Raw genomic sequence first — 20,139 nt, 5'->3', positions numbered from 1 at the left:
TAGCGACACCGTGCGACCACGGTCTCGGCGAACCTCTCGATGGCCGCGCGGCAGCCCGCGCGGTCGCTGGGGGCCACATCCTCGCCCATCCACGGCGCGCACATCACCGCGGTGATGCCAAGGTCTTCTGCGCGGCGGTAGAGATCGGCCGATGGCATCTCGAGCAACGCCAGCATGATCTCGAACGGCTCGCCGTCACGCCCGTACTCGCGTCGCAACGCCGCCAGCTTCTGCACGTGATGGACCGCGTCGTCCCACACGTACGCCGTTCCCACCCACCCATCGCACAGCCGGGCGGCGCGCCGCAACGCCACGTCGGACTCGCCGCCGCACAGGATCGGCACCGGTGTCGGCGGGTGAGGCTCGAGCATCAACTCGGGCACCTGGTAGTAACGACCGTTCCAGGACACCCAGCCGCCTTGCCACAGCGCACGCAACGCCGGGATCATCTCGTCGAGCCGCTTTCCGCGGGTGCTGAAATCCTGTCCCAGCAAGTCGAATTCCTCGCGCATCCAGCCGGCGCCGACGGCCAGTGACACCCGGCCACCGGAGATGACCGACGCGGTCGCCACCTGTTTGGCGACCTCCAGCAGAGGTCGGGAGGGGGCGACGTAGATGGCGTTGGAGAACCGCAATCGCCGGGTGATCGACGACATCGCGCCGATCATGATCCACGAGTCCGGCCATGACGTCTCCGGTTGCCACGGCGGCACCCCTGCCGGTGACGGGTACGGCGACGTCAGGTTGCGCGGGTAGATCAAGTGATCGGCGCAGATGACGCCGTCGTATCCCGCTTCGTCGAGCATGCCGGCGATCGCCAGCGCATCGCCCGTCTCCATAAACGGTGTGCCAGACCAGAACTGCATCAGGGGCCTTTCCGAAGCATTGACCTGACCCGCTAGTACTTTAAGTTCCTTTTCGAAATTCCGGGCGCAAGCACCGAGAACGCGCTAGGAACAGGATGGTGGATTTCGAACTCGACGCAGCGCAGAACGCCTGGGTGGCCGAAGTGCGCACCTTTCTTGCCGAGAACGTCACGCCCGCGCTGCGCTCCGAGCTGGGCGAGCACGGTCAGGAATTGCCCGCGGGGGAAGTCGCGGCATTCCGTCGCCGTATCGGTGAGCGCGGCTGGTTCGGGCTGAATTGGCCGTCGGAGTACGGCGGCCTGGGACTCGGCGCCGTCTATCAGCACTTGCTGATGCGCGAGTTCGAATACTGGGGCGTTCCGGGTCCTGACCTCACGGTGACCTCGGTTGCGCCGATGATCATGCGACATGGCACCGAACAGAACAAGCTCGAATTCCTTCCGCCGATCGCGCGCGGAGAATTGACCTGCGCGGTGGGCTACTCGGAGCCCGAAGCGGGCACCGATCTGGCCAGTCTGCGCACCCGGGCGGTGCGAGACGGCGACGAATGGGTCATCACCGGATCAAAGATCTGGAACAGCGTCGCAAACCGCGCAACACATGAATGGCTCTGTGTGCGAACCGATCCCGCGGCGCCGCGACACCGGGGCATCTCGGTGATCATGGTGCCGACCGATCTGCCGGGGATACAGATCCGGCCGCTCTACGCATGGTCGGGCTATCGCACCAACGAGACGTTCTTCGACGAGGTTCGGGTGCCCGTCGGCAACTTGATCGGGGAACTCAATCGGGGCTGGACCTACATCACCGGTGCGCTGGATCTCGAGCGAGGCGCGCTGACCAACGCGGGAGATCTGCGCCGCGCACTCGACGAACTGACCGAGCTGGCCGGCAGACCGCGTCGGGACGGCTCGGTGCCCTTGCAGATCTCCAGCTTCCGCCGTCGTCTGGCTCAGGCCGAAGCGGACGTCGAAGCGGCAATGTTGATGGGGTACCAGGCGGCCTCGTTGCTGGACAGCGGTGTGATCCCCACCGTGGAGGTCAGCGTCGAGAAGGTTTTCGGCAGCGAATTACGGCAGCGGATCGCCGATTTGGCGATCGACCTGCTCGGCCCAGACGGCTTGCTGGCCTACCGCAGTCCGGGTGCGCCCGAAGGCGGGAAGTTCGAGCGGCTCTATCGGGTGTCGCCGCTGATGCGGTTCGGCGGCGGCACCAACGAGGTGCTTCGCGACGTAATCGCCCAGCGTGGCCACGGCATGCCGTCGTACGGACGCTGACAACATCATGAAACTGCTACCCAATCAGGACGAGCGGGATCTGGCGTCGACGCTGTCCGCGCTGTTTCTCGCCGAGTGCCCGACGAGCCTGGTCCGCGAGCTCCGCGACGCCGACTCGCGGTCGATGCCCGGCAGATTGTGGAAGTCGTTGACGGACGCCGGTGTATTCGGCCTGCTGGTCCCGCAGGACTACGGCGGCGCCGGTGGTGCGCTCTCCGATCTCGGTGTCGCCTGCGTCGAGGCGGGCCGGGCACTGTGCCCGACGATTGTGCATGGCACCGTGCAGGCTGCCCTCGCCATCCAGATGCTTGGCGGACCCGATCAACATGCGGCGTGGCTACCGTCGCTTGCGGCCGGAAAGATCAGTGCCACAACGTGTTTGTGGAATGCGGCCAATGCCGGCGTGATTGCCCCGACGCTGCTTGTGCGTTCGGAGGCCTGGGGCGGTTGGCGGCTCAGCGGCGCAGTCGATTTCGTCGCGGACGCGGACCTCGCCGATCACCTCGTCGTGTCCGCGGCCGCGGCGGGGGAGCGGGTCATGGCGTTCGTCGTGCCGTTGGCCGCTGCGGGCCTGTGGATCGAGCCGCTGCGGTTGATGGGCGGGCACCGCGCCTTCCGGATCGGGTTCGACGAGGTCGAGGTGATTGACCCGGCGGCCGTGCTGGCCGGCCCCGACGGCACAGGCCTGGCCGACGAGGACCTTCGCCGGGTTGCCAACGCCGCGGTTGCGTTGCTGTCGCTGGATCTGGTCGGAGTCGGCGATGCCGTCTTGCAGCGGACCGTCGACTACACAAAGTCGCGCAAGCAGTTCGGCCGCCCGATCGCGTCATTTCAGGCGGCACAGCATCTGGTGGCGAATATGCACATCGCACTGGCTGCGGCCCGACTTGCCGCTCACTCCGCGGTGTTCTGGATCGGGCAGGGCCAGACCGCCACCCGGCAGACGGCGATTGCCCGGATGCATGCGGCAACGGCGGCGAAACTGATCACGCTGGATGCGCACCAGTTGCACGGCGGCATGGGTTATGTGGTGGAGACCGATTTGCACTTGTTCTCCGAGCGTGCCCGGGTGCTGTCGACACTGGGTGGCGGGGCGGACATCGCATCAACTTGGTTGGAGGAAGAGGCGTGAGCGAGCAGAGTCTGGTCGACGCCGAGTCGGCGTCACGAGTGGGAACGGTGGCTGCCACCGCGTCCGGCGAAATCAACCGGCGCGATTGGCAACGTTGGGCCGCGGCGGTCGGCGACCACAACCCATTGTGGTTCGACCCCGAATACGCTCGGGCACACGGCTATCGCGACATCATCTGCCCACCGCTGTATCTGCAATACGCCATCTTGGGGGTCACGCCGCTGGACGGATTACGGGAGGACGGCTCCTCCGGAGCGGTGTCCGGCAGCCTCGCCTTCCCGCACGCCCCCAAACGGATGGCCGGCGGGGAGGGCACGACATTTCACGGCCCGGCCTATCACCGCGATGAGATCGAGATGGTGCGAACGATCGACTCGATCGTGGAGAAGCAGGGCCGCTCCGGCAGGTTCGTTCTGGTCACCTGGCGAACCGTGTACCACAACCAGCACAGTGAATTGGTCGCTGAGGCAACCACATCGATGATCGCCCGACCCTAGGAGCACGGTGGCCCGCGAGCAGATCTTCTACGACGACGTCCACCCGGGTGACGCTCTTCCGGCGCTCACGGTGACCGTCGACGAAACACAGTTGTTCTTCTTCAGCGCCGCCACGTACAACGGTCATCGGATCCACTACGACAAAGACTGGGCACGAACGGTCGAGGGTTACGACGATGTCGTCGTGCAGGGCCCCTTGCAGGCCGCGCTGCTGGCCCGCGCTATCACCGACTGGATCGGCGGGCATGGCCGGCTGATCGAGTACTCGGTGCAGAACCGCGCGGTCGCCATCGCCGGTGAGCAGCTCAGCTTCGGCGGATCCGTGACCGGAAAACGGTTGGCTAACAACGTCGGACTGGTCGACCTGGAAATCTCCGGGCGCCGCGACGACACCGTGCTGATGCCGGGCACCGCCACGGTTGCGCTGCCGCTGCGCGGAGTTCAGCCGTGACGGGCCTGCGCGGCGAAGCGGCAATCATCGGGATCGCCGAACTGCCCGCCGAGCGTAAGCAGACCCGCCCACCGTTGTTCACCCTCGACCAGTACGCCTTGTTGGCCAAGATGGTCGTCGACGACGCCGGTGTGGAGGCCGCGGTGGTCAACGGTCTGATCTGCCATGGCTTGGCGGAATCGGACATGTTCGCTCCCGCCACGCTGTCTGAATATCTGGGTTTGCCGGTGAATTTCGGTGAACGCGTCGACCTCGGTGGCGCAACCTCGGCCGGGATGGTGTGGCGTGCCGCGGCGGCCGTCGAGTTCGGGCTGTGCGACGCGGTTCTGGCCGTAGTGCCCGGATCCGCGATATTGCCGACGTCGACTCGCCACCCACCGTCACCGCCGGGATGGCACGGGGCGTCCAGCAACAAGTACGGCTCGCCGCAGGCCGAGTTCGAAATCCCTTACGGCAACGTCGGCCAGAACGGGCCGTATGCCCAGATCGCGCAGCGGTACGCCGCTCTTTTCGGTTACGACCCAACGGCTCTGGCGAAGATCGCGGTCGACCAACGTACGAATGCGTGCGCCCACCCCGGTGCGGCGTTCCACGGCACGCCCATTACCGTCGACGACGTCCTGGCCAGCCCGATGATCGCCGATCCGATCCACATGCTGGAGACCGTGATGCGGGTGCAGGGCGGGGTGGGTGTTTTAGTCGCCGGCGCCGACATCGCCCGCCGCGCCCGTCACCGTCCGGTGTGGATCAAGGGATTCGGCGAGCACATCGCCTTCAAGACGGCGACGTACGCCGATGACTTGATGACGACGCCGATAGCCCGCGCCGCCCAACGTGCCTTCGCGATGGCAGGTATAACCCCGCAGGCCATCGACGTGGCATCGCTGTATGACTGCTACACCATCACCGTCTTGATGACTCTCGAGGACGCCGGCTTTTGCGGCAAAGGCGAAGGCATGGCCTGGGTTAACCAGCGCGACCTCACGTTTGCGGGCGACTTTCCGCTCAACACCGCGGGCGGGCAGCTCTCATTCGGGCAGGCCGGCATGGCCGGAGGCATGCACCATGTCGTCGACGCCGCCCGTCAGGTGATGGGCCGAGCCCCGGCGCAGGTCGCCGACTGCAATCACGCATTCGTCAGCGGCACGGGCGGCATCATGAGTGAACAAGTCGCGCTGGTGCTGGGTGGTGACTGAGATGACCGAAGTGACACCACTTCCCGAGCCCACCCCGGTGTCGGCGCCGTTCTGGCAAGCCCTCACCGAACGCCGCATCCTGGTGCAGTATTCGCCGTCGTTGCAGCGCTACGTGTTCTATCCGCGCACGCTGGCGCCGGGCACTCTGGCCGACGACCTGCAATGGCGCGAAATCGACGGGGCCGGATCGGTTTACACCTTCACGGTGGCGCGCCGTCCCACCGGCCCACCGTGGGCGGATGCGGTACCTCAGATCCTCGCCGTCGTCGAATGGGACGCCGGGCCGCGATTCAGCACCGAACTGGTCGACGTGGACCCCGCCGACGTGCGGATAGGGATGCGGGTCAGCCCGGTGTTCTGCGACATTCCCGACACCGGAGTCACGTTGCTGCGGTATCGGCCGGAGCCCGAGCATGTTTGAGACCGTGCAACAGCTGCTGCGGTCCCGCATGCACGACGGCACTCCTGCGGTGGCCTACGGCGAGCAGACCTGGACCTGGCGTGAGCATCTCGCCGAGGCCGCGGGCGAGGCGTCGGCACTGATCGGGCTCGCCGACACTTCACGCCCGTTGCATGTCGGTGCTTTGCTGGCTAATTCACCGGCGATGCTGCGCTCGATGGCGGCAGCCGCGCTGGGTGGTTATGTGTTGTGCGGCATCAACACCACGCGGCGCGGTGCGGGGTTGGCAACGGATATCCGGCGGGCGGATTGCCAACTGCTGCTAGTCGATGCAGACCATCTGGCTTTGCTGGACGGCTTGGACCTGCACGACATCACCGTGCTGGAGGTGGCGTCGCCACATTACGTCGACGCGGTCGCGGACGCGCCGCCTCTGGCCCCATACCGCGAAGTCGGCTTCGATGACACCCTGATGATGATCTTCACCTCAGGAACCAGCGGCGACCCCAAGGCGGTGCGTTTCTCGCACGTAATGGCGATCATGTGCGGCGCCAGCCTGATTGGGCAGTACGACGTCACCGCGGACGACGTGTGCTACTTAGCGATGCCGCTGTTCCATTCCAATGGTGTCGCCGCCGGGTGGGCCGTGGCAGTCGGCAGTGGAGCGACCATGGTTCCGGCACGATTCTCGACGTCGAGATTCCTGGCCGATGTCCGCCGCTACGGCGTCACATATCTCAACTATGTCGGCAAGCCGCTGGCCCTGCTGCTGGCCACCCCCGAGCTTCCCGACGACGCGGACAACACCCTGCGCATCGCATTCGGCAACGAAGCGAGCGACCGCGACATCGACGAGTTCGCCCGGCGTTTCGGCTGCCGGGTGGTGGACAGCTTCGGATCCAGCGAGTTCGCGGTGATCATCACCCGCGAGGACGGCACCCCGGCCGGCTCCATCGGCAAGGGATATCCCGGTGTCGCCATTTACGATTCACAGACCGTAACCGAATGCGCACCTGCGGTTTTCGACGAGCACGGCGCCCTGGCCAATTTCGACGAGGCGGTCGGCGAACTGGTCAACACCAAAGGCTCCGGCCCGTTCGCCGGCTACTACAACGATCCCGCAGCCACCAGCGAGCGGATGCGCCATGGCATGTACTGGTCGGGCGATCTGGCGTATCGGGACACCGACGGTTGGATCTATCTGGCCGGTCGCACGGCGGATTGGCTGCGCGTCGACGGCGAGAACTTGGCCGCCGCACCTATCGAGCGGATTCTGCAGCGGTTTGCCCCGATCAATCAGGTTGCGGTGTACGGGATTCGGGATACGGTCGGTGACCAGGTGATGGCCGCGATCGTGCTCAATGACGGGCAGTCGTTCACTCCGGCCGAATTCGAGAAATTCCTCCACGCCCAATCCGACCTGTCACCGAAAGCCTGGCCCCGGTTCGTGCGGATCAACGATGAGCTTCCGACAACCGCGACCACCAAGATCCTCAAGCGCGATCTGATCCAGGCGGGCGTGACCGCCGCGGGCGGCGTGCTGTGGGAACGCGTCGGCCGGGGGAACACATACGTCGTGGTGCACTAACGCGTCGCACTGACGTACTCGGAGTGCATGATCTCGTCGAGGTCCAGGTCGACCTGAGGCGGGACCCGGCCATACTCGCGTTGCAGCTCCGGGTTGGTGCGAACGGGATCAACCGCCCAGCCGTGGTCGGCGAGCCATTGTGCGGGTTTCGTTTTCGTCGTGTCGTCGTACGTCAACGTGGAGAAGTCGACGTCACCGGACAGGTTGAGGCCGGGGTAGGTGTCTTCTAGAGCCGCCAGCCTGTCCTGGTCGAGGCACGAACCCAGCGCACCGATCGCGAGCCGGCTGCCCGGCGCCGAAAGCTCGGTGATTCGGCCGAATAACGTGTCCTGGGCGTCACCGGTCAAGTACGGCAGGATCCCTTCGACCGACCACGCGCTGGCGAGGCCCGCGTCGAAGCCGGACGCACGCAGCGGTATGGACCAGTCGTCGCGTAGATCCGCCGCGACGTCACGCCGATGCGCCGCGGGTTCTGCGGCATTCTCGGCCAGCACCCGCCCCTTGAACTCGAGGACTTTCGGCTGGTCGATCTCGAATACCGTGGTACTGCTGGCCCATTCAAGGCGATAGGCGCGGGAATCGAGGCCTGCCGCCACGATCACGGCCTGGCGGATACCCTGCTCTGCGGTGGCGGAAAAGAACTCGTCGAAGAATCGGGTCTGCACTCCGTACAGCCGCGGGAAGGCCGCCGCACCGTCGGAGCTGGCCGGGTCCGCGAGGGCCCGGTTCAAAAACGGGTCCCCGGAAGCCGCGATGAAATGCTTCGCGTAGCCGTCTCGCGCCAGCGGGTCTTCGCCCGCCGCGTGAAGAGCGCGCCATCCCGCGACCAGCAGTGCGGTGTATCCAACACTGCTGACGATGTCCCAGGTGTCGTCGTCGAGGCGGTCTCGAGCCCACTTGTCGCTCATGGAAACTCCCTCTCTCGTTACAGCTCCAGCAAGACGGTTACCGGGCCGTCGTTGACCAGCTCGACCTGCATGTCGGCACCGAATATTCCGGTCTGCACATCGGCGCTCATGTCTCGCAGCGCCTGCACGAAGGCTTCCACCAGCGGCTCGGCGACTGCACCGGGGGCGGCGGCGTTCCACGACGGCCGCCGGCCTTTGGCGGTGTCGGCGTACAGCGTGAACTGGCTGATCACCATGATCGGCGCCTTGATGTCCGACGCTGACCGGTCATCGTCGAGAATCCTTAGCTGCCAGAGCTTTTCGGCGAGCCGTCGGGCTTTGTCGGTGTCATCACCATGCGTCACCCCGACGAATGCCAGCAGGCCCTGGCTGTCCGGCCGAAGCGAGCCGACGACCTGGCCGTCCACCGACACCGTTGCCGACGCGACTCGTTGCACCAGAACCCGCATGTCCCGATGCTGCCATGAGTGAAACCGCCCGACATCGTGGGTACGCTCGGCAGGTGTCAGTACTGGTCGCTTTCTCGGTAACACCGCTCGGCGTAGGCGAGGGTGTCGGTGAGCTAGTCGCCGAAGCAGTCCGGGTGGTTCGGGAATCCGGGTTGCCCAACCAGACCGATTCGATGTTCACCGTGATCGAAGGCGACAGCTGGGCCGAGGTGATGGCCGTCGTGGAGCGCGCCGTGGAAGCCGTCGCGGCCCGCGCCACCCGGGTCAGCGTGGTGATCAAGGCTGACTGGCGATCGGGTGTCACGGACGCGATGACCAGCAAGACGGAATCAGTGGAACGCCACCTGTCCTCGCGGCCCGGGGAAGCCTGACGACGCGGCACGCCTAATGTCGTAGCGGTGAGCGCACGCGCGGGAATCGTCGTCACCGGCACCGAGGTTTTGACCGGCCGGGTCGCCGACCTCAACGGTCCATGGCTGGCCGATCGGCTTCTCGACCTCGGCGTCGAGCTCGCCCACATCACCATCTGCGGCGACCGTGCCGCCGACATCGAAGCGCAGCTCCGGTTCATGGCCGACGAAGGTGTAGACCTGATCGTCACCAGCGGCGGGCTGGGACCGACCGCCGACGACATGACCGTCGCCACCGTCGCGCGGTATTGCGGCCGCGAACTGGTGCTGGACACCGACCTGGAAAACACGATCGCGGAGATCTTGAAAAAGTTGATGTCGCGCATCGGGGGCGGCGATTTCGACGCGGTGCGCGCCGCCAATCGCAAGCAAGCCATGGTCCCGGTCGGCGCCGTGGTGATGGACCCGGTGGGAACCGCGCCCGGCGTGGTCGTTCCCGGCAAGCCGACGGTTGTCGTCCTGCCGGGCCCGCCCCGCGAACTACAGCCGATGTGGAAGACCGCAGCGCAGATACCCGCCGTTCAAGAAGCCATCGCCGGTCGGACGGTCTATCGCCAAGACACCATCAGAATGTTCGGGCTGCCGGAATCCGGCCTGGCCGAGACTCTTCGCGAAGCGGAGCACGAGGTGCCCGACTTCGACTCGCTGGAGATCACCACGTGTCTGCGGCGCGCGGAGATCGAGATGGTCACCCGCTACGAACCTGACGCCGCGGACACCTACCGGCAGCTGACCGAACTACTTCGCGCCCGGCACGGCCAGCACATCTTCTCCGAGGACGGCGCACAGGTGGATGACCAAGTCGCACAGCTGCTGGCCGGGCGCCGGATCGCCACAGCAGAGTCGTGCACCGGGGGACTGCTGGCGGCACGCCTGACCGACCGGCCCGGTTCGTCGGCCTACCTCGCCGGCGGGCTGGTCACCTACGCCAACGATGCGAAAACCGACCTGCTCGGGGTGGACCCGGCACTCATCGAGGCACACGGAGCGGTATCGGAGCCGGTTGCCGAGGCGATGGCCGCCGGTGCGCTGAACCGCTTCAATGCTGACACCGCGGTGGCGATCACCGGGATCGCCGGGCCCGGTGGGGGAACCGAGGAAAAGCCGGTCGGGACGGTCTGTTTCACCGTGGCGCTGGCCGACGGCGAGTCGTCGACCCGCACGCTGCGGCTGCCCGGCAACCGTAGCGACGTCCGGGAGCGGTCGATCACGGTGGCGATGCATCTGCTGCGGCAAGCGCTCAGCGGAGCCACGCCACGCAGCTAATCGGCGATCGCGCTGCTTTGCGGGGTTCCGAAGCGAATTCCGGTGGCGTCCCTGCCAATCGCCGTCAAAACCGCGACGGCGATCAGGACGGGCCCGATCGTCGCCGCCAAAGCGAACGGATAGCCGTGGGTGGCGGCCAGGCGCTCCTGGATCGGCAAATTGAAGGCCGCCAACAGATTACCGAGCTGATAAGTGACACCGGGATAGAAGCCGCGGATAGCATCCGGTGACATCTCGGTCAGGTGCGCGGGTATGACGCCCCAGGCGCCTTGCACGGCGAACTGCATCAAAAACGAGCCAAGGCACAGCATCGCGGCGGTATGCGAATAGGCGAATAGTGGCACGATCGGCAGCCCCAGTACCGCGCAGAACAACACGGTGTGGCGACGGCCAAACCGCTGGGACAATGAGCCGAAGATCAGTCCGCCGATAATCGCGCCGACGTTGTAGATCACCACGATCCACTTGGCGCTCGCGTGCGAGAGCCCGGCGCCGCCGTCGTGGGTGGCCGACAGAAAAGTCGGATACACGTCTTGGGTGCCGTGACTCATCCAATTGAAAGCAGTCATCAACAGCACCAGATAGATGAACCGCCGGATGACGGCAGCTTCGCGCAGCACGTCGCGGATCCTGGTGCGGGTCAACCGCATTCGATCCTGCTCGGCTACCCAGACCTCGGATTCCTGCACCCGGTACCGGATGATCAAGCTGATCAGCGCCGGGATGATGCTCAGCCCGAACAGCCAGCGCCAGGACAGCCCGAGCCGGTCCATCACCAACAGCGACGTCACTGTCGCGAGCAGATAGCCGAACGCATAGCCCTCCTGGAGCAGACCGGAAAAGAACCCCCGCCGCTCCACGGGAACCTTCTCCATCGCAAGCGCCGCACCCAAACCCCATTCGCCGCCCATGCCTATGCCGTAGAGCAGTCGCAGGATGACAAGCACGGTGAAATTGGGCGCGAATGCGCACAGGAAACCGACCACCGAGTAGAACGCCACGTCGACCATCAGCGGCAGGCGACGGCCTACCCGGTCTGCCCACAGCCCGAACAGCAAGGCGCCGACCGGCCGCATCACCAGGGTGGCCGTCGTCAGAAACGCGACTTCGGTTCTGGTGTGGTGGAAGGTCTTCGCGATGTCGGCGTAGACCAGGACGACGAGGAAGTAGTCGAAGGCATCCATCGTCCAGCCCAGCAGGGCGGCGATGAACGAATTGCGTTGATCCTTGGTGAGCGGCGGCTTTCCAGGCACTCGCACCGTTTATCACATCGAACCCGACGGTGTGGTCCGCACGGGCGAAATCACTTCTTGTCGATGCTGTCCCAGAGTTCGACCATCGTGCGCAGAATCTCCTCGGCGAAACCGAGGCCGGCGAGATGACTCTCCCCGGGCAGCGTGTACAGCTCCGCATCGGGCAGCCGGCTGACGACATGCTCACCATGCGCGAACGGCACGATGTGGTCGCGGTCGCCATGCCACCAGCGGACCGGGATCTTCACCTGGTCGAGCCGGAAGCCCCAATCCCGGGCGAACACGATGACGTCGGCGAACGGGGCCGACAACTGTTTGCGGGAACCGTTGAGCAGATCGTCGAGGAACATCGCCTTGAATTCCGGCCGCACCAGCAGCCGCCGATCGCCCTCGGGCGACACCCGCGCGTAGAGATACAGCGCGGGCTCGGCGACCGGCTTCAGCAGACGGATGAAACCGACCGCCGCCCACCGGATCGGGAATCCGGCCACCGCAAGCAGCGGCGCCACCGTCGATCCGAGTGACATCAGTCCGCCGCTGATCGCTTCTGGGCCGACGGTGGGCGCCACGCCGCCCAGCACCCCGACCGCAACGACACGATCGGGCAGCGCCGCCGCACATCCCAACGTGTAGGGGCCGCCGCCGGACAGACCGATCACCGCCATCTTGTCGATGCCCAAGATGTCCGCGACGGTGCGTAGGTCATCGGCGAAAGCGAGGACGTTCTCGTACTGATGCGGGGTGGACGCCCCGATGCCGGGTCGGTCGATGCCGATCAGGCGGATGTGGTTGTCCTCGGCGTACACGCGAGCCTCGGCCGGAATCTGCCGGCGGGCGCCGGGGGTGCCGTGCAGCCAGAACATCGCGCGCCCTTGCGGGTCGCCGAATTCGGCAAACCCCAGCTGCCGGTCAGCACCGACCGCAATGTTGCCCTCCAGCTTGGGCCGAGCAATCGAATAAGCCATTACCGCAGTGTTACATGGACGGCCGCGCTCGATTCACGTTGGGACGGCCGGCACGGATTGTTTGGCCGGCGTTTCGGGAGCGATGACGCCGTCGGTGGTGCACGCTGCATACAACACCGTGGATCCGACGGGAGCGAGTCATGCACATCATCGATGCCGACGGGCACGTCGCGGAAAACCCATCGTTCGCCATCGAGGCCATGAAGCGCTGGCCGGACCGGGTCACGGCCAGCGCCGACGGCAGACCCAGGTTGGTCATCGAAGGCCGCAACTATCCGGAAGACACCGGCCCGGGCGCCGGATGCCCACCCGAGCACGGGATCAGCAAGGCCTCCGATATCAACTGCCGGTCGGTCGAGGGCGTGCTCGGCGACGCCGACCGCGACCACATCGACACCATGGTGCTGTATCCCAGTATGGGACTGTGCACGCCCAGCCTCGAGGATCCCGAATTCGCCGCCGGGTTCGCGCGCCACTACAACCAGTGGATCGCGGATTTCTGCGCCCCGGCGGGCGGCCGATTGCGCGGCGTGGCGGTGGCCCCGGTCGAGCATGGACAGGCGGCGATCGACGTCATGCGAGAGGCCAAAGGGCTCGGGCTGGTGGCCACCCTCGTCCCGCCGGCACTCAAGACGCGCAACCTCGACCACCCAGACCTCGACCCGTTTTACGCCGCCGCGGTCGAACTCGGGATGCCGCTGGGCATTCACGGCGCACCCGGTATCCATCTGCCGAAGATCGGTGTCGACCGGTTCACCAACTACATCCAGGTGCACTGCATCAGCTTTCCGTTCGACCAGATGACGGCGATGACCGCGATGGTCTCCGGCGGCGTTTTCGATCGGCATCCCGGATTGCGCGTGGCCTTCCTCGAGGCGGGCGTGGGCTGGGTGCCGTTCTTCATCGACCGCCTGCACGAGCATTTCGAAAAGCGCGGCGATTGGGTTGAACGTGGCTGGCAACGTGATCCGCAGGAGTACGTGCAGGCCGGCAACATCTTCGTGACCTGCGAGCCGGAGGAGCCGATCCTGCCCGGAGTCATCGACGTGCTCGGCGACGACTTCATCATGTTCGCCAGCGATTACCCGCACTGGGACGGCGAGTGGCCCGAAAGCACCAAACATCTGCGCACGCGCCCGGACATCAGCGAAAACACACGCGCGAAAATCGGCGGGCTCAACGCGCAGCGTTTCTACGGTCTGAACTGAGGGCGATCAGCGCCCCTGCCATTTCGGAGGTCGCTTTTCGGCAAAGGCACGCGGGCCTTCCTTAGCGTCCTCGGTCGCGAAAATGCGGTCGCTATGCAGGGTTTCGTTGGCATAGGCAGACTGCAGATCAAGCGACAGGCCCTCGACAGCCGACTGCTTTGTCGCCGATACGGCAAGCGGCGCATTGACCGCGATGCGCTCGGCGTACTCATAGGCGGTATTCATCAACTGGTCGTCGGGCACCACTTGGTTGATCAGCCCCATCGCGAGCGCGCGGTCGGCGTCGACCATGTCCGCGGTCAACAACAACTCCATCGCCAACGCGTAGGGCAACTGGCGAGGCAACCGCACAGTACTGCCGCCGCCGGCAAACAATCCGCGCTTGGGCTCCATCACGGCGAATCGCGCCTGGGGCACGGCGACGCGAATATCAGTGGAGGTCAACATCTCGAACCCGCCCGCCACGCAGACACCGTTGACGGCGGCCACGATCGGCTTGTAGATCGGAAACTGGTGCAGGACAGCGTGAATAGCGTCGCTTTTGTTCCATCCCTCGGGCTGCGGTAAGTCGCCGGTCAACTCGGGAATGAATTTCTTGAGATCGGCTCCGGTACAGAAATCGTGACAAACTCCGGTGATAACGGCGACCCACGCGGCGGGGTCATCGCGAAAGGCCGCCCAAGCGTGGGCAAGATCGTGGAAATGCTCCATGTCGAGCGAATTGCGCGTCTCGGGTCGGTTGATCGTGATCGTGACGATGCGACCGTCCCGCACGTAGTCGATGCTCACCGCGTCCTTTGAGATTCGCAGCCGCTATCTTAGCAATGATAGTAAATCACCTCGGCTGAGATCTGGCCAGCGCGTGGAACCGGGTCCGCCGGCACTCGCACAGCCGGGACTACCTACTGAAGGTGCGCGCACTACCCCTATGCGGGCCGACGCCGTTACCGATACCCTCGTCCATGCAGCTGTCGGGATGGAAGTTGGCGGCAGCCCGTCACGATCTGAGCTGAATACGACAATCGATTGAGGGGTCATGGGCGAATTCGATCAGCACGAAGGTGAAGCGCAAACCATACTGAATCTCGCCGAGGCGGCGATGCATATGTACCGGGCCGCTATCGATTCGCTTCCTTTTCCCGAGGACAAGAAGTTCCAGAAGCGCGCCGAAGTGGTTCTGTCCGGTATGCGGAAACTGCGCGCAGCACTGACCGAAGCGGCAAGCCACAGCAGGCCCACACCCATTGTCATGATGGCGCTCAGTGACGTCCGGCGGCGCTACGACGAGCTGATGGAGCGCGCGGCCGACGCGCCCGGATCGACTCTGGGACAACAGCTTTACAACGCCCGCACCCACGCCAAGCTGTCCGCGCACGAGGCGGCCAACGGGTTCGGGCTTCGCCGCGAACTTCCCGACGAGCTCGAAGAAGGTGCGACGCCTACCGCGCAGGAGACACCGCTGGTCGAGCAGTTGATTGCCGCAATTCGGGTGGCGGCGGGTCTCGACGAAGGCGAATTCGAACCTGAGTTGCCGCCGGTCGAGGAGCACGTGAACGGCTGGGATGACGCGCTAGCCCTGAACGGCGCCGGCGAAGAGGCGAACGCCGCGCACTAACGGCGTTCGTCAGCGAATGGGCAGACCGGTCAACGCCCGGCCGATCACCAATCGCTGAATCTCGCTGGTTCCTTCAAAGATGGTGAAGATCTTGGCATCCCGGTGCATTCGCTCGACCGGGTAATCGCGCGTGTAACCGTTACCGCCGAGGATTTGGATCGCTTCGTCGGTAACGTACACCGCTGTCTCGCTGGCGTAGAGCTTCGCCATCGAGCCTTCCGCTGAGGTGAACGGTTTGTTGTTGCGCTGCATCCAGCTGGCGCGCCAGACCAGCATCCGGGACGCGTCGATGCGGCTCTTCATGTCGGCCAATTTGAAAGCGACAGCCTGAAACTCGGCAATTTTGCGGCCAAATTGTTCGCGCTGGCCGGAGTATTCGAGCGCGTACTCGTAGGCGGCGCGGGCGATGCCCAGCGCCATGGCCCCCACGGTGGGACGAGTGCGTTCGAAGGTCATCATCGCCGCCTGGCTGGAGGTGCGATGCCCTTCCTTGATCTTGGCGATCCGGCGTTCGAATTTCTCTCGGCCGCCCAGGATCAGTTCGCCGGGAAGGCGGACGTCGTCGAGCACCACTTCGGCGGTGTGCGATGCCCTGATCCCATGTTTCTTGAACTTCTGGCCCTGGGAGAGGCCTTTGGTGTCGGGCGGCACGATGAATGTCGCCTGCCCCCGGGTGCCCAGGTCGGGCTCAACCGATGCGACCACCACGTGGACGTTGGCAATTCCACCGTTCGTCGCCCACGTCTTGGTGCCGTTGAGCACCCACTCGTCGGCGGCTTCGTCGTACTTCGCTCGGGTCCGGACAGCTCCGACATCAGAGCCGGCGCCGGGCTCGGAGGAACAGAACGCAGCCAGCTTGGGATCGCCGGGGGTGCCGAACATCTGCGGCAGCCATTCGCCGAGCTGCTGCGGAGTCCCGTTGGCAGCCAGTGCAGCCGCGGCGAGCCCGGTGGCCATGATGGACAACGCGATCCCGGCGTCACCCCAGAACATTTCTTCGAAGACCGTCGGCATACCCAGCCCGCTGGCTTCGCCTGCCATTTGGGCAAAGAGGTCTGGGGTATACAGCCCGACTTTGGCGGCCTCTTGAATGATCGGCCAAGGGGTTTCTTCCCGCTCGTCCCACTCCGCCGCCGCCGGCCTGATCACCGACTCGGCGAACTCGTGCACCCAGTCACGGACCTGCACCACTTCATCGGACAACTCCAGCGAAAAGGTGGCCTCCATCAGCGCTCCTATCGATTGTCGGGCTCGCATCCGTGTGGTGCCTGGTCAGCTCAACATCTGGCGCATACAGTAAACGCTTGTATACTGAGTGAACAAACCGGCAGCTCAGACCGGACTCTATATGTGGGGTTTTCCAGCCGAGGAATCTGTCAGGCCATTTTGACATTTGTTCACCCGAACTCGTGAGGGGGCCACTCGATCTGCTGCATGACCACTGGCCGTTCCCATCACCGAACTCGTGCTGGTGGGCCACTCGATGGGCGGACTGGTGGCGCGCAGCGCATGCCACTACGGCGCAGATCAGCACCACACCTGGGCCGACGCGTTGAGTCGGGTGGTGTGCTTGGGCTCGCCGCATTTGGGCGCCGATCTTGAAAAAGGCGTGAACATCGCGTCTTGGGCACTCGCCAAGTTGCCCGAAACACGGTCAATCGCAGCCTTTTTGAATGCCCGCAGCGACGGCGTCAAGGATCTGCGTTTCGGCGCCTGCCTCGATGAGGATTGGTTCGACGCCGACCCGGACGAACTCCTACGCGACAGTTGCCGCGAGGCGCCGTTTCTCCCTCATGCGACCTATCACTACGCGTCCTCCACAGTGACGCCGCCACTGCTCGGAATGCTGGCCGGCGACCACTTGGTGCGATCGAAAAGCGCTGCGGGCATTGGCAAGTCGCGGCGTATCCCATTCGCGCCCGAACAGGGGCTGACCCTGACCGGTTTGAACCATTTCGACCTGCTGAACCATCCGCGGGTGTATGCGAAATTGCGTGACTGGCTGTCTCAGTCAGCGATCCGATCTGCCGGCGTCGGCGATGCGGGCCGCGACGTCAGCGGCGACGGCTAACGACTGTGCGTCCGTCGCGGCGTGATACGCACCCGCGACTGGGTCATAGGCCGCGCCGGCAATCGACCCGTGGTCGGCCGGCAGTTCGACGACCTGCACCGGCCAGTCGTTCTGCCGCAAGGTCGCCGCAAAGTCGTACGCCACCGAAACCGGGATGACGCGATCGGCGACGCCGTGCAACAGGGTGAACGGGGAGCGGGGTGCCCCAACGTTCACCCGAGACGCCGGGAGCGCGTTGAAAATCGGGTCGGGCACCATGAACGCGCCGGCAAGACAGACGGTGTGCGCGAACGCCATCTTCAGCCGCTGCGCGTGAACCGTCAGCCCCGCCGCGGCGAGCCCTCCCATAGACCAGCCGACGAGCACCAGATCATCGGGGCGATCGACCCGCGCACGGGCAAATTGCACGGAGCGCAGCAGGTCGGCGCGGCCGCCGTCCTGGGCGTAGGAATTCCAGTCGGGAGCGATGACGCTTACGCCGTGGTCGGCGATCAGCTCAGCGAGCGACCGTACCGAAGAGCGCGCGTCGGGCTGTTGACCATGCCACAGCAGAACCGTGGGCTGCGAGGTTTGCCCGAACAGGTCTGCGTGCCGACCGGCGGCGTATTCGACGGTCTCCATCCCGCTACGTTGTTCGGCTGCCCGGGATTACGGCTTGGGCGGCGCAGGCGGTGGCGGTGGCTGTGCGCCGGGAGCCGGTGCGGACCCGCCGCCGATCAATGAGTTGAGGATCCCCAGCGACAGCCCGGCCTCGCCCGGTGACTTGCCGGGATCCGGAACCGCGGCGTCATTCTTCTGCCAGGCCTGGCAGCCATCGGTCTTGAACGTCTTGTCCGTCGGGTCGATCTTCACAATCTGCGGTTTTTTACTCATGGCGTTGTCGAGCGGCTGCTTGGCGTCGTCGCCGAGCCGCTTCCAGTAGCACACGCCGTTGCCGGCGGGACCAGCCGAGGTGTAAACGCCCGGGACGATGTCGGTTCCCACGTTGTAGATACCGTCGTGGTCGATCGTCGTCTTGGGTCCGCCGGCCGGCGCCGCAGGCGGTGGCGCAGGTGCCGGCGCAGGGGAAGGAGCCGGCGCGGGAGGATCAGCGCTGGCCAGGCCATTGGACACACCCCAACCCAACGCGATCAGCGCGATGGCGGCGGCAGCCGTTGACTTGGACGTCACAAAGAGCAGCATACGGACTTTGCGAAATGAGCGCCGAAGCCCAATTACCGGGCTACGCGGTTTTGGTGAGCAGCGGCAGCAATAGGCGGCGACGCGCGGTGTTGGCGTCGGCGAAGTAGTGCAGCGCCTCGTGCACCGTGGCAGCGGTCGGGAAGCTGGTGTCCTCGCCGGTCACCAGCAACGTCAGGCCGACTGCCTGGCTGGGGATCAGCGCCCATTCCAGCCCGGCGGCGTCGCAGGCGGCCTCGACTCGGTGCAGAAGCCGCAGAGCTTGCGTGGCGAACGAGTCCAGACCGGACAGGTCAAGGACAAAAGGCTTGTCCGGCAGGTTGAACCGCTGCGCGTAATCGATGACCTGTTCCACGTTGCTCGCGTCGATCGCGCCGGTGATCGTCACCACGGTTGCCAGATGACGGCATTGCGCGCGCACCGCGGCGCCGTTGCAGTCGAAGGGGAGCTGGGCGTGCCGGGGGGCCAACGACGCTGCCGTGCTCATCGAGTCGTTCATGAGACCGCCCTCATTCTCAAACACTGTTGCTGCAATATCGGGATCAACGATGACCCGAACCTGTTTGAGACGCTAATTGCCTACTCTAAGGTCACTTGTTCCAGCGTTTAATACTTTGCTAAGAAACGATTTCCAGGCGTCCGTCCGGACGCCGCAATGACCCGTCGGCGGGGGAGCCGGCTAGGCCAGTCGCTTGACCGATCCGACGTAGCTGAGCGCGTGCTCGTACGTCTCGATGTTGTCGCGAGAAATCTTCGCGTGCACCGGTCGTTCGAGAAGGAGGCGCAGCAACGGGTTGTAGGCGTGATACGTCTCATGGAACGTGAGCACGGTGGTGCCATCAGGCTGTTCCTCGAGTTCGTGGTAGCCCTCAGCGCGCGACCACAGCGGCTTGCCGATCGCCACATAGCGCGACAGCTTGTCCATCGTCGCCTCGGTGACGGTCTCCCATGAGCGCCCTTTGCCGCCCGACAGCAGGTACTTGGGCACCGGGAAGACACAGGTGCGGACGAGGCCCTCACCGGCTTCGTCGCCTTCGTTCAGGATTTCCATGCTGCCGGTCGGCCACTCGAGAAGCCGTGGCTTTGACGCGTTCGGCGGCACCGGAGGGTGCAGCACCCGCCACACCTTTCGCGGGGGAGCGTCGACGTGGAATCGCACGGTGAAGGATTGCATCAGCTTTCTCCCCAGCTGTCCCAGAAGGTGATGGTCTCCGCGGACGGTCGCGAGGCCGGCCGGAAGTCAGTGCCAATCGTGTACGCAACCGGAAAAAGCGCCGCCTGTGTGACCGTGGGCGGGATGCCCAGTACTTCGGCCACCTCTTGTTCCTTGGCAAAATGCTTTGTCGTCCAGACTGATCCGAGGCCACGAGACCGAAGTGCGAGCAAAAAGCTCCAGCCGGCCGGGATG

Annotated in this window: 24 protein-coding genes; 12 read left to right on the top strand and 12 right to left on the bottom strand. The window is 65.1% G+C overall.

Features of this window, described 5'->3' with window-relative positions; all coding sequences use genetic code 11:
* On the bottom strand, positions 1-866 hold an 866-nt coding region (locus WAO18_RS01190), incomplete at its 3' end, for a TIGR03619 family F420-dependent LLM class oxidoreductase (RefSeq protein WP_422203181.1).
* 98 nt (positions 867-964) lie between these two features.
* Here WAO18_RS01190 and WAO18_RS01185 point away from each other — a divergent pair.
* Genes WAO18_RS01185 through fadD1 form a run of 7 tightly spaced genes read left to right on the top strand, consistent with a single transcriptional unit; the run spans position 965 to position 7,407 of the window.
* Positions 965-2,143, top strand: a complete 1,179-nt coding sequence (locus tag WAO18_RS01185) for an acyl-CoA dehydrogenase family protein (RefSeq protein ID WP_422203184.1) — start codon at positions 965-967, stop codon at positions 2,141-2,143.
* 7 nt (positions 2,144-2,150) lie between these two features.
* Entirely contained in the window at positions 2,151-3,275 is a 1,125-nt protein-coding gene (locus WAO18_RS01180; protein ID WP_422203180.1) for an acyl-CoA dehydrogenase family protein, read from the top strand.
* Positions 3,272-3,772 (top strand): MaoC family dehydratase, encoded by a 501-nt coding sequence (locus WAO18_RS01175; RefSeq protein ID WP_422203178.1) that lies wholly within the window; start codon positions 3,272-3,274, stop codon positions 3,770-3,772. The genes WAO18_RS01180 and WAO18_RS01175 overlap by 4 nt, the downstream gene beginning before the upstream one ends.
* 7 nt (positions 3,773-3,779) lie before the next feature.
* Entirely contained in the window at positions 3,780-4,223 is a 444-nt protein-coding gene (locus WAO18_RS01170) for an acyl dehydratase (RefSeq protein WP_422203176.1), read from the top strand.
* Positions 4,220-5,419 carry a thiolase family protein gene (locus tag WAO18_RS01165; RefSeq protein ID WP_422203174.1) on the top strand — a complete coding sequence of 400 codons (1,200 nt, stop codon included), beginning with the start codon at positions 4,220-4,222 and terminating at the stop codon, positions 5,417-5,419. Before WAO18_RS01170 ends, WAO18_RS01165 begins: the two co-directional genes overlap by 4 nt.
* 1 nt (position 5,420) lies before the next feature.
* Positions 5,421-5,840, top strand: coding sequence for a Zn-ribbon domain-containing OB-fold protein (locus tag WAO18_RS01160; protein ID WP_422203172.1), 420 nt, complete (start codon positions 5,421-5,423; stop codon positions 5,838-5,840).
* Positions 5,833-7,407: a fatty-acid--CoA ligase FadD1 gene (gene fadD1 / locus WAO18_RS01155; protein WP_422203170.1), complete on the top strand. Its 1,575-nt coding sequence runs from the start codon at positions 5,833-5,835 to the stop codon at positions 7,405-7,407. Before WAO18_RS01160 ends, fadD1 begins: the two co-directional genes overlap by 8 nt.
* Here fadD1 and WAO18_RS01150 read toward each other — a convergent pair.
* Together WAO18_RS01150 and dtd are read right to left on the bottom strand one after the other, a co-directional pair.
* Positions 7,404-8,315, bottom strand: coding sequence for a class I SAM-dependent methyltransferase (locus tag WAO18_RS01150; protein ID WP_422203168.1), 912 nt, complete (start codon positions 8,313-8,315; stop codon positions 7,404-7,406). The genes fadD1 and WAO18_RS01150 overlap by 4 nt on opposite strands.
* A 17-nt stretch (positions 8,316-8,332) precedes the next feature.
* Positions 8,333-8,764 carry a D-aminoacyl-tRNA deacylase gene (gene dtd / locus WAO18_RS01145; protein ID WP_422203167.1) on the bottom strand — a complete coding sequence of 144 codons (432 nt, stop codon included), beginning with the start codon at positions 8,762-8,764 and terminating at the stop codon, positions 8,333-8,335.
* A 53-nt stretch (positions 8,765-8,817) separates the two neighbouring features.
* Here dtd and WAO18_RS01140 point away from each other — a divergent pair, with 53 nt between their 5' ends.
* Complete coding sequence (locus WAO18_RS01140) at positions 8,818-9,135, top strand: MTH1187 family thiamine-binding protein (protein ID WP_422203165.1); 318 nt, start codon at positions 8,818-8,820, stop codon at positions 9,133-9,135.
* Between the two features lie 27 nt (positions 9,136-9,162).
* Positions 9,163-10,440, top strand: coding sequence for a competence/damage-inducible protein A (locus tag WAO18_RS01135; RefSeq protein WP_422203163.1), 1,278 nt, complete (start codon positions 9,163-9,165; stop codon positions 10,438-10,440).
* Here WAO18_RS01135 and WAO18_RS01130 read toward each other — a convergent pair.
* Positions 10,437-11,693, bottom strand: coding sequence for an MFS transporter (locus WAO18_RS01130; RefSeq protein WP_422203183.1), 1,257 nt, complete (start codon positions 11,691-11,693; stop codon positions 10,437-10,439). The two genes, WAO18_RS01135 and WAO18_RS01130, sit on opposite strands and share 4 nt — an antisense overlap.
* Positions 11,694-11,743: 50 nt before the next feature.
* Entirely contained in the window at positions 11,744-12,658 is a 915-nt protein-coding gene (locus tag WAO18_RS01125) for an alpha/beta fold hydrolase (protein ID WP_422203162.1), read from the bottom strand.
* A gap of 140 nt (positions 12,659-12,798) precedes the next feature.
* Between WAO18_RS01125 and WAO18_RS01120 the strand changes: the two genes are divergently transcribed.
* On the top strand, positions 12,799-13,866 hold the full coding sequence (locus WAO18_RS01120) for an amidohydrolase family protein (protein WP_422203161.1): 1,068 nt from the start codon (positions 12,799-12,801) through the stop codon (positions 13,864-13,866).
* 6 nt (positions 13,867-13,872) lie between these two features.
* Here the strand turns inward: WAO18_RS01120 and WAO18_RS01115 are convergent, their stop codons facing one another.
* Entirely contained in the window at positions 13,873-14,655 is a 783-nt protein-coding gene (locus tag WAO18_RS01115) for an enoyl-CoA hydratase/isomerase family protein (protein ID WP_422203159.1), read from the bottom strand.
* A 247-nt stretch (positions 14,656-14,902) separates the two neighbouring features.
* Between WAO18_RS01115 and WAO18_RS01110 the strand changes: the two genes are divergently transcribed.
* Positions 14,903-15,481 carry an XRE family transcriptional regulator gene (locus WAO18_RS01110; protein ID WP_422203157.1) on the top strand — a complete coding sequence of 193 codons (579 nt, stop codon included), beginning with the start codon at positions 14,903-14,905 and terminating at the stop codon, positions 15,479-15,481.
* Between the two features lie 9 nt (positions 15,482-15,490).
* Here WAO18_RS01110 and WAO18_RS01105 read toward each other — a convergent pair whose 3' ends face one another.
* Positions 15,491-16,708, bottom strand: coding sequence for an acyl-CoA dehydrogenase family protein (locus WAO18_RS01105; protein WP_422203156.1), 1,218 nt, complete (start codon positions 16,706-16,708; stop codon positions 15,491-15,493).
* Between the two features lie 238 nt (positions 16,709-16,946).
* On the opposite strand from WAO18_RS01105, the gene WAO18_RS01100 reads away from it, so the two are divergent.
* Positions 16,947-17,552 (top strand): esterase/lipase family protein, encoded by a 606-nt coding sequence (locus WAO18_RS01100; protein ID WP_422203154.1) that lies wholly within the window; start codon positions 16,947-16,949, stop codon positions 17,550-17,552.
* Here WAO18_RS01100 and WAO18_RS01095 read toward each other — a convergent pair.
* The 5 genes from WAO18_RS01095 to WAO18_RS01075 all read right to left on the bottom strand — a co-directional run.
* A complete protein-coding gene (locus WAO18_RS01095; protein ID WP_422203152.1) occupies positions 17,493-18,173 on the bottom strand; it encodes an alpha/beta hydrolase family protein in 681 nt (226 codons plus the stop codon). The genes WAO18_RS01100 and WAO18_RS01095 overlap by 60 nt on opposite strands.
* A gap of 27 nt (positions 18,174-18,200) precedes the next feature.
* A complete protein-coding gene (locus WAO18_RS01090; RefSeq protein WP_422203150.1) occupies positions 18,201-18,722 on the bottom strand; it encodes a hypothetical protein in 522 nt (173 codons plus the stop codon).
* A gap of 52 nt (positions 18,723-18,774) precedes the next feature.
* Positions 18,775-19,230, bottom strand: coding sequence for an STAS domain-containing protein (locus tag WAO18_RS01085; RefSeq protein WP_422203148.1), 456 nt, complete (start codon positions 19,228-19,230; stop codon positions 18,775-18,777).
* Positions 19,231-19,410: 180 nt separating this feature from the next.
* Complete coding sequence (locus WAO18_RS01080) at positions 19,411-19,905, bottom strand: SRPBCC family protein (RefSeq protein ID WP_422203146.1); 495 nt, start codon at positions 19,903-19,905, stop codon at positions 19,411-19,413.
* On the bottom strand, positions 19,905-20,139 hold a 235-nt coding region (locus tag WAO18_RS01075), incomplete at its 5' end, for a nitroreductase family protein (RefSeq protein ID WP_422203144.1). The genes WAO18_RS01080 and WAO18_RS01075, both read right to left, overlap by 1 nt.

This window comes from Mycobacterium sp., assembly GCF_049278535.1.
In the GTDB taxonomy this organism is placed as follows: Bacteria; Actinomycetota; Actinomycetes; order Mycobacteriales; family Mycobacteriaceae; genus Mycobacterium.
The sequence above is the reverse complement of the archived record's forward strand: the minus strand, read 5'-3'. Positions and strand labels throughout refer to the sequence as shown.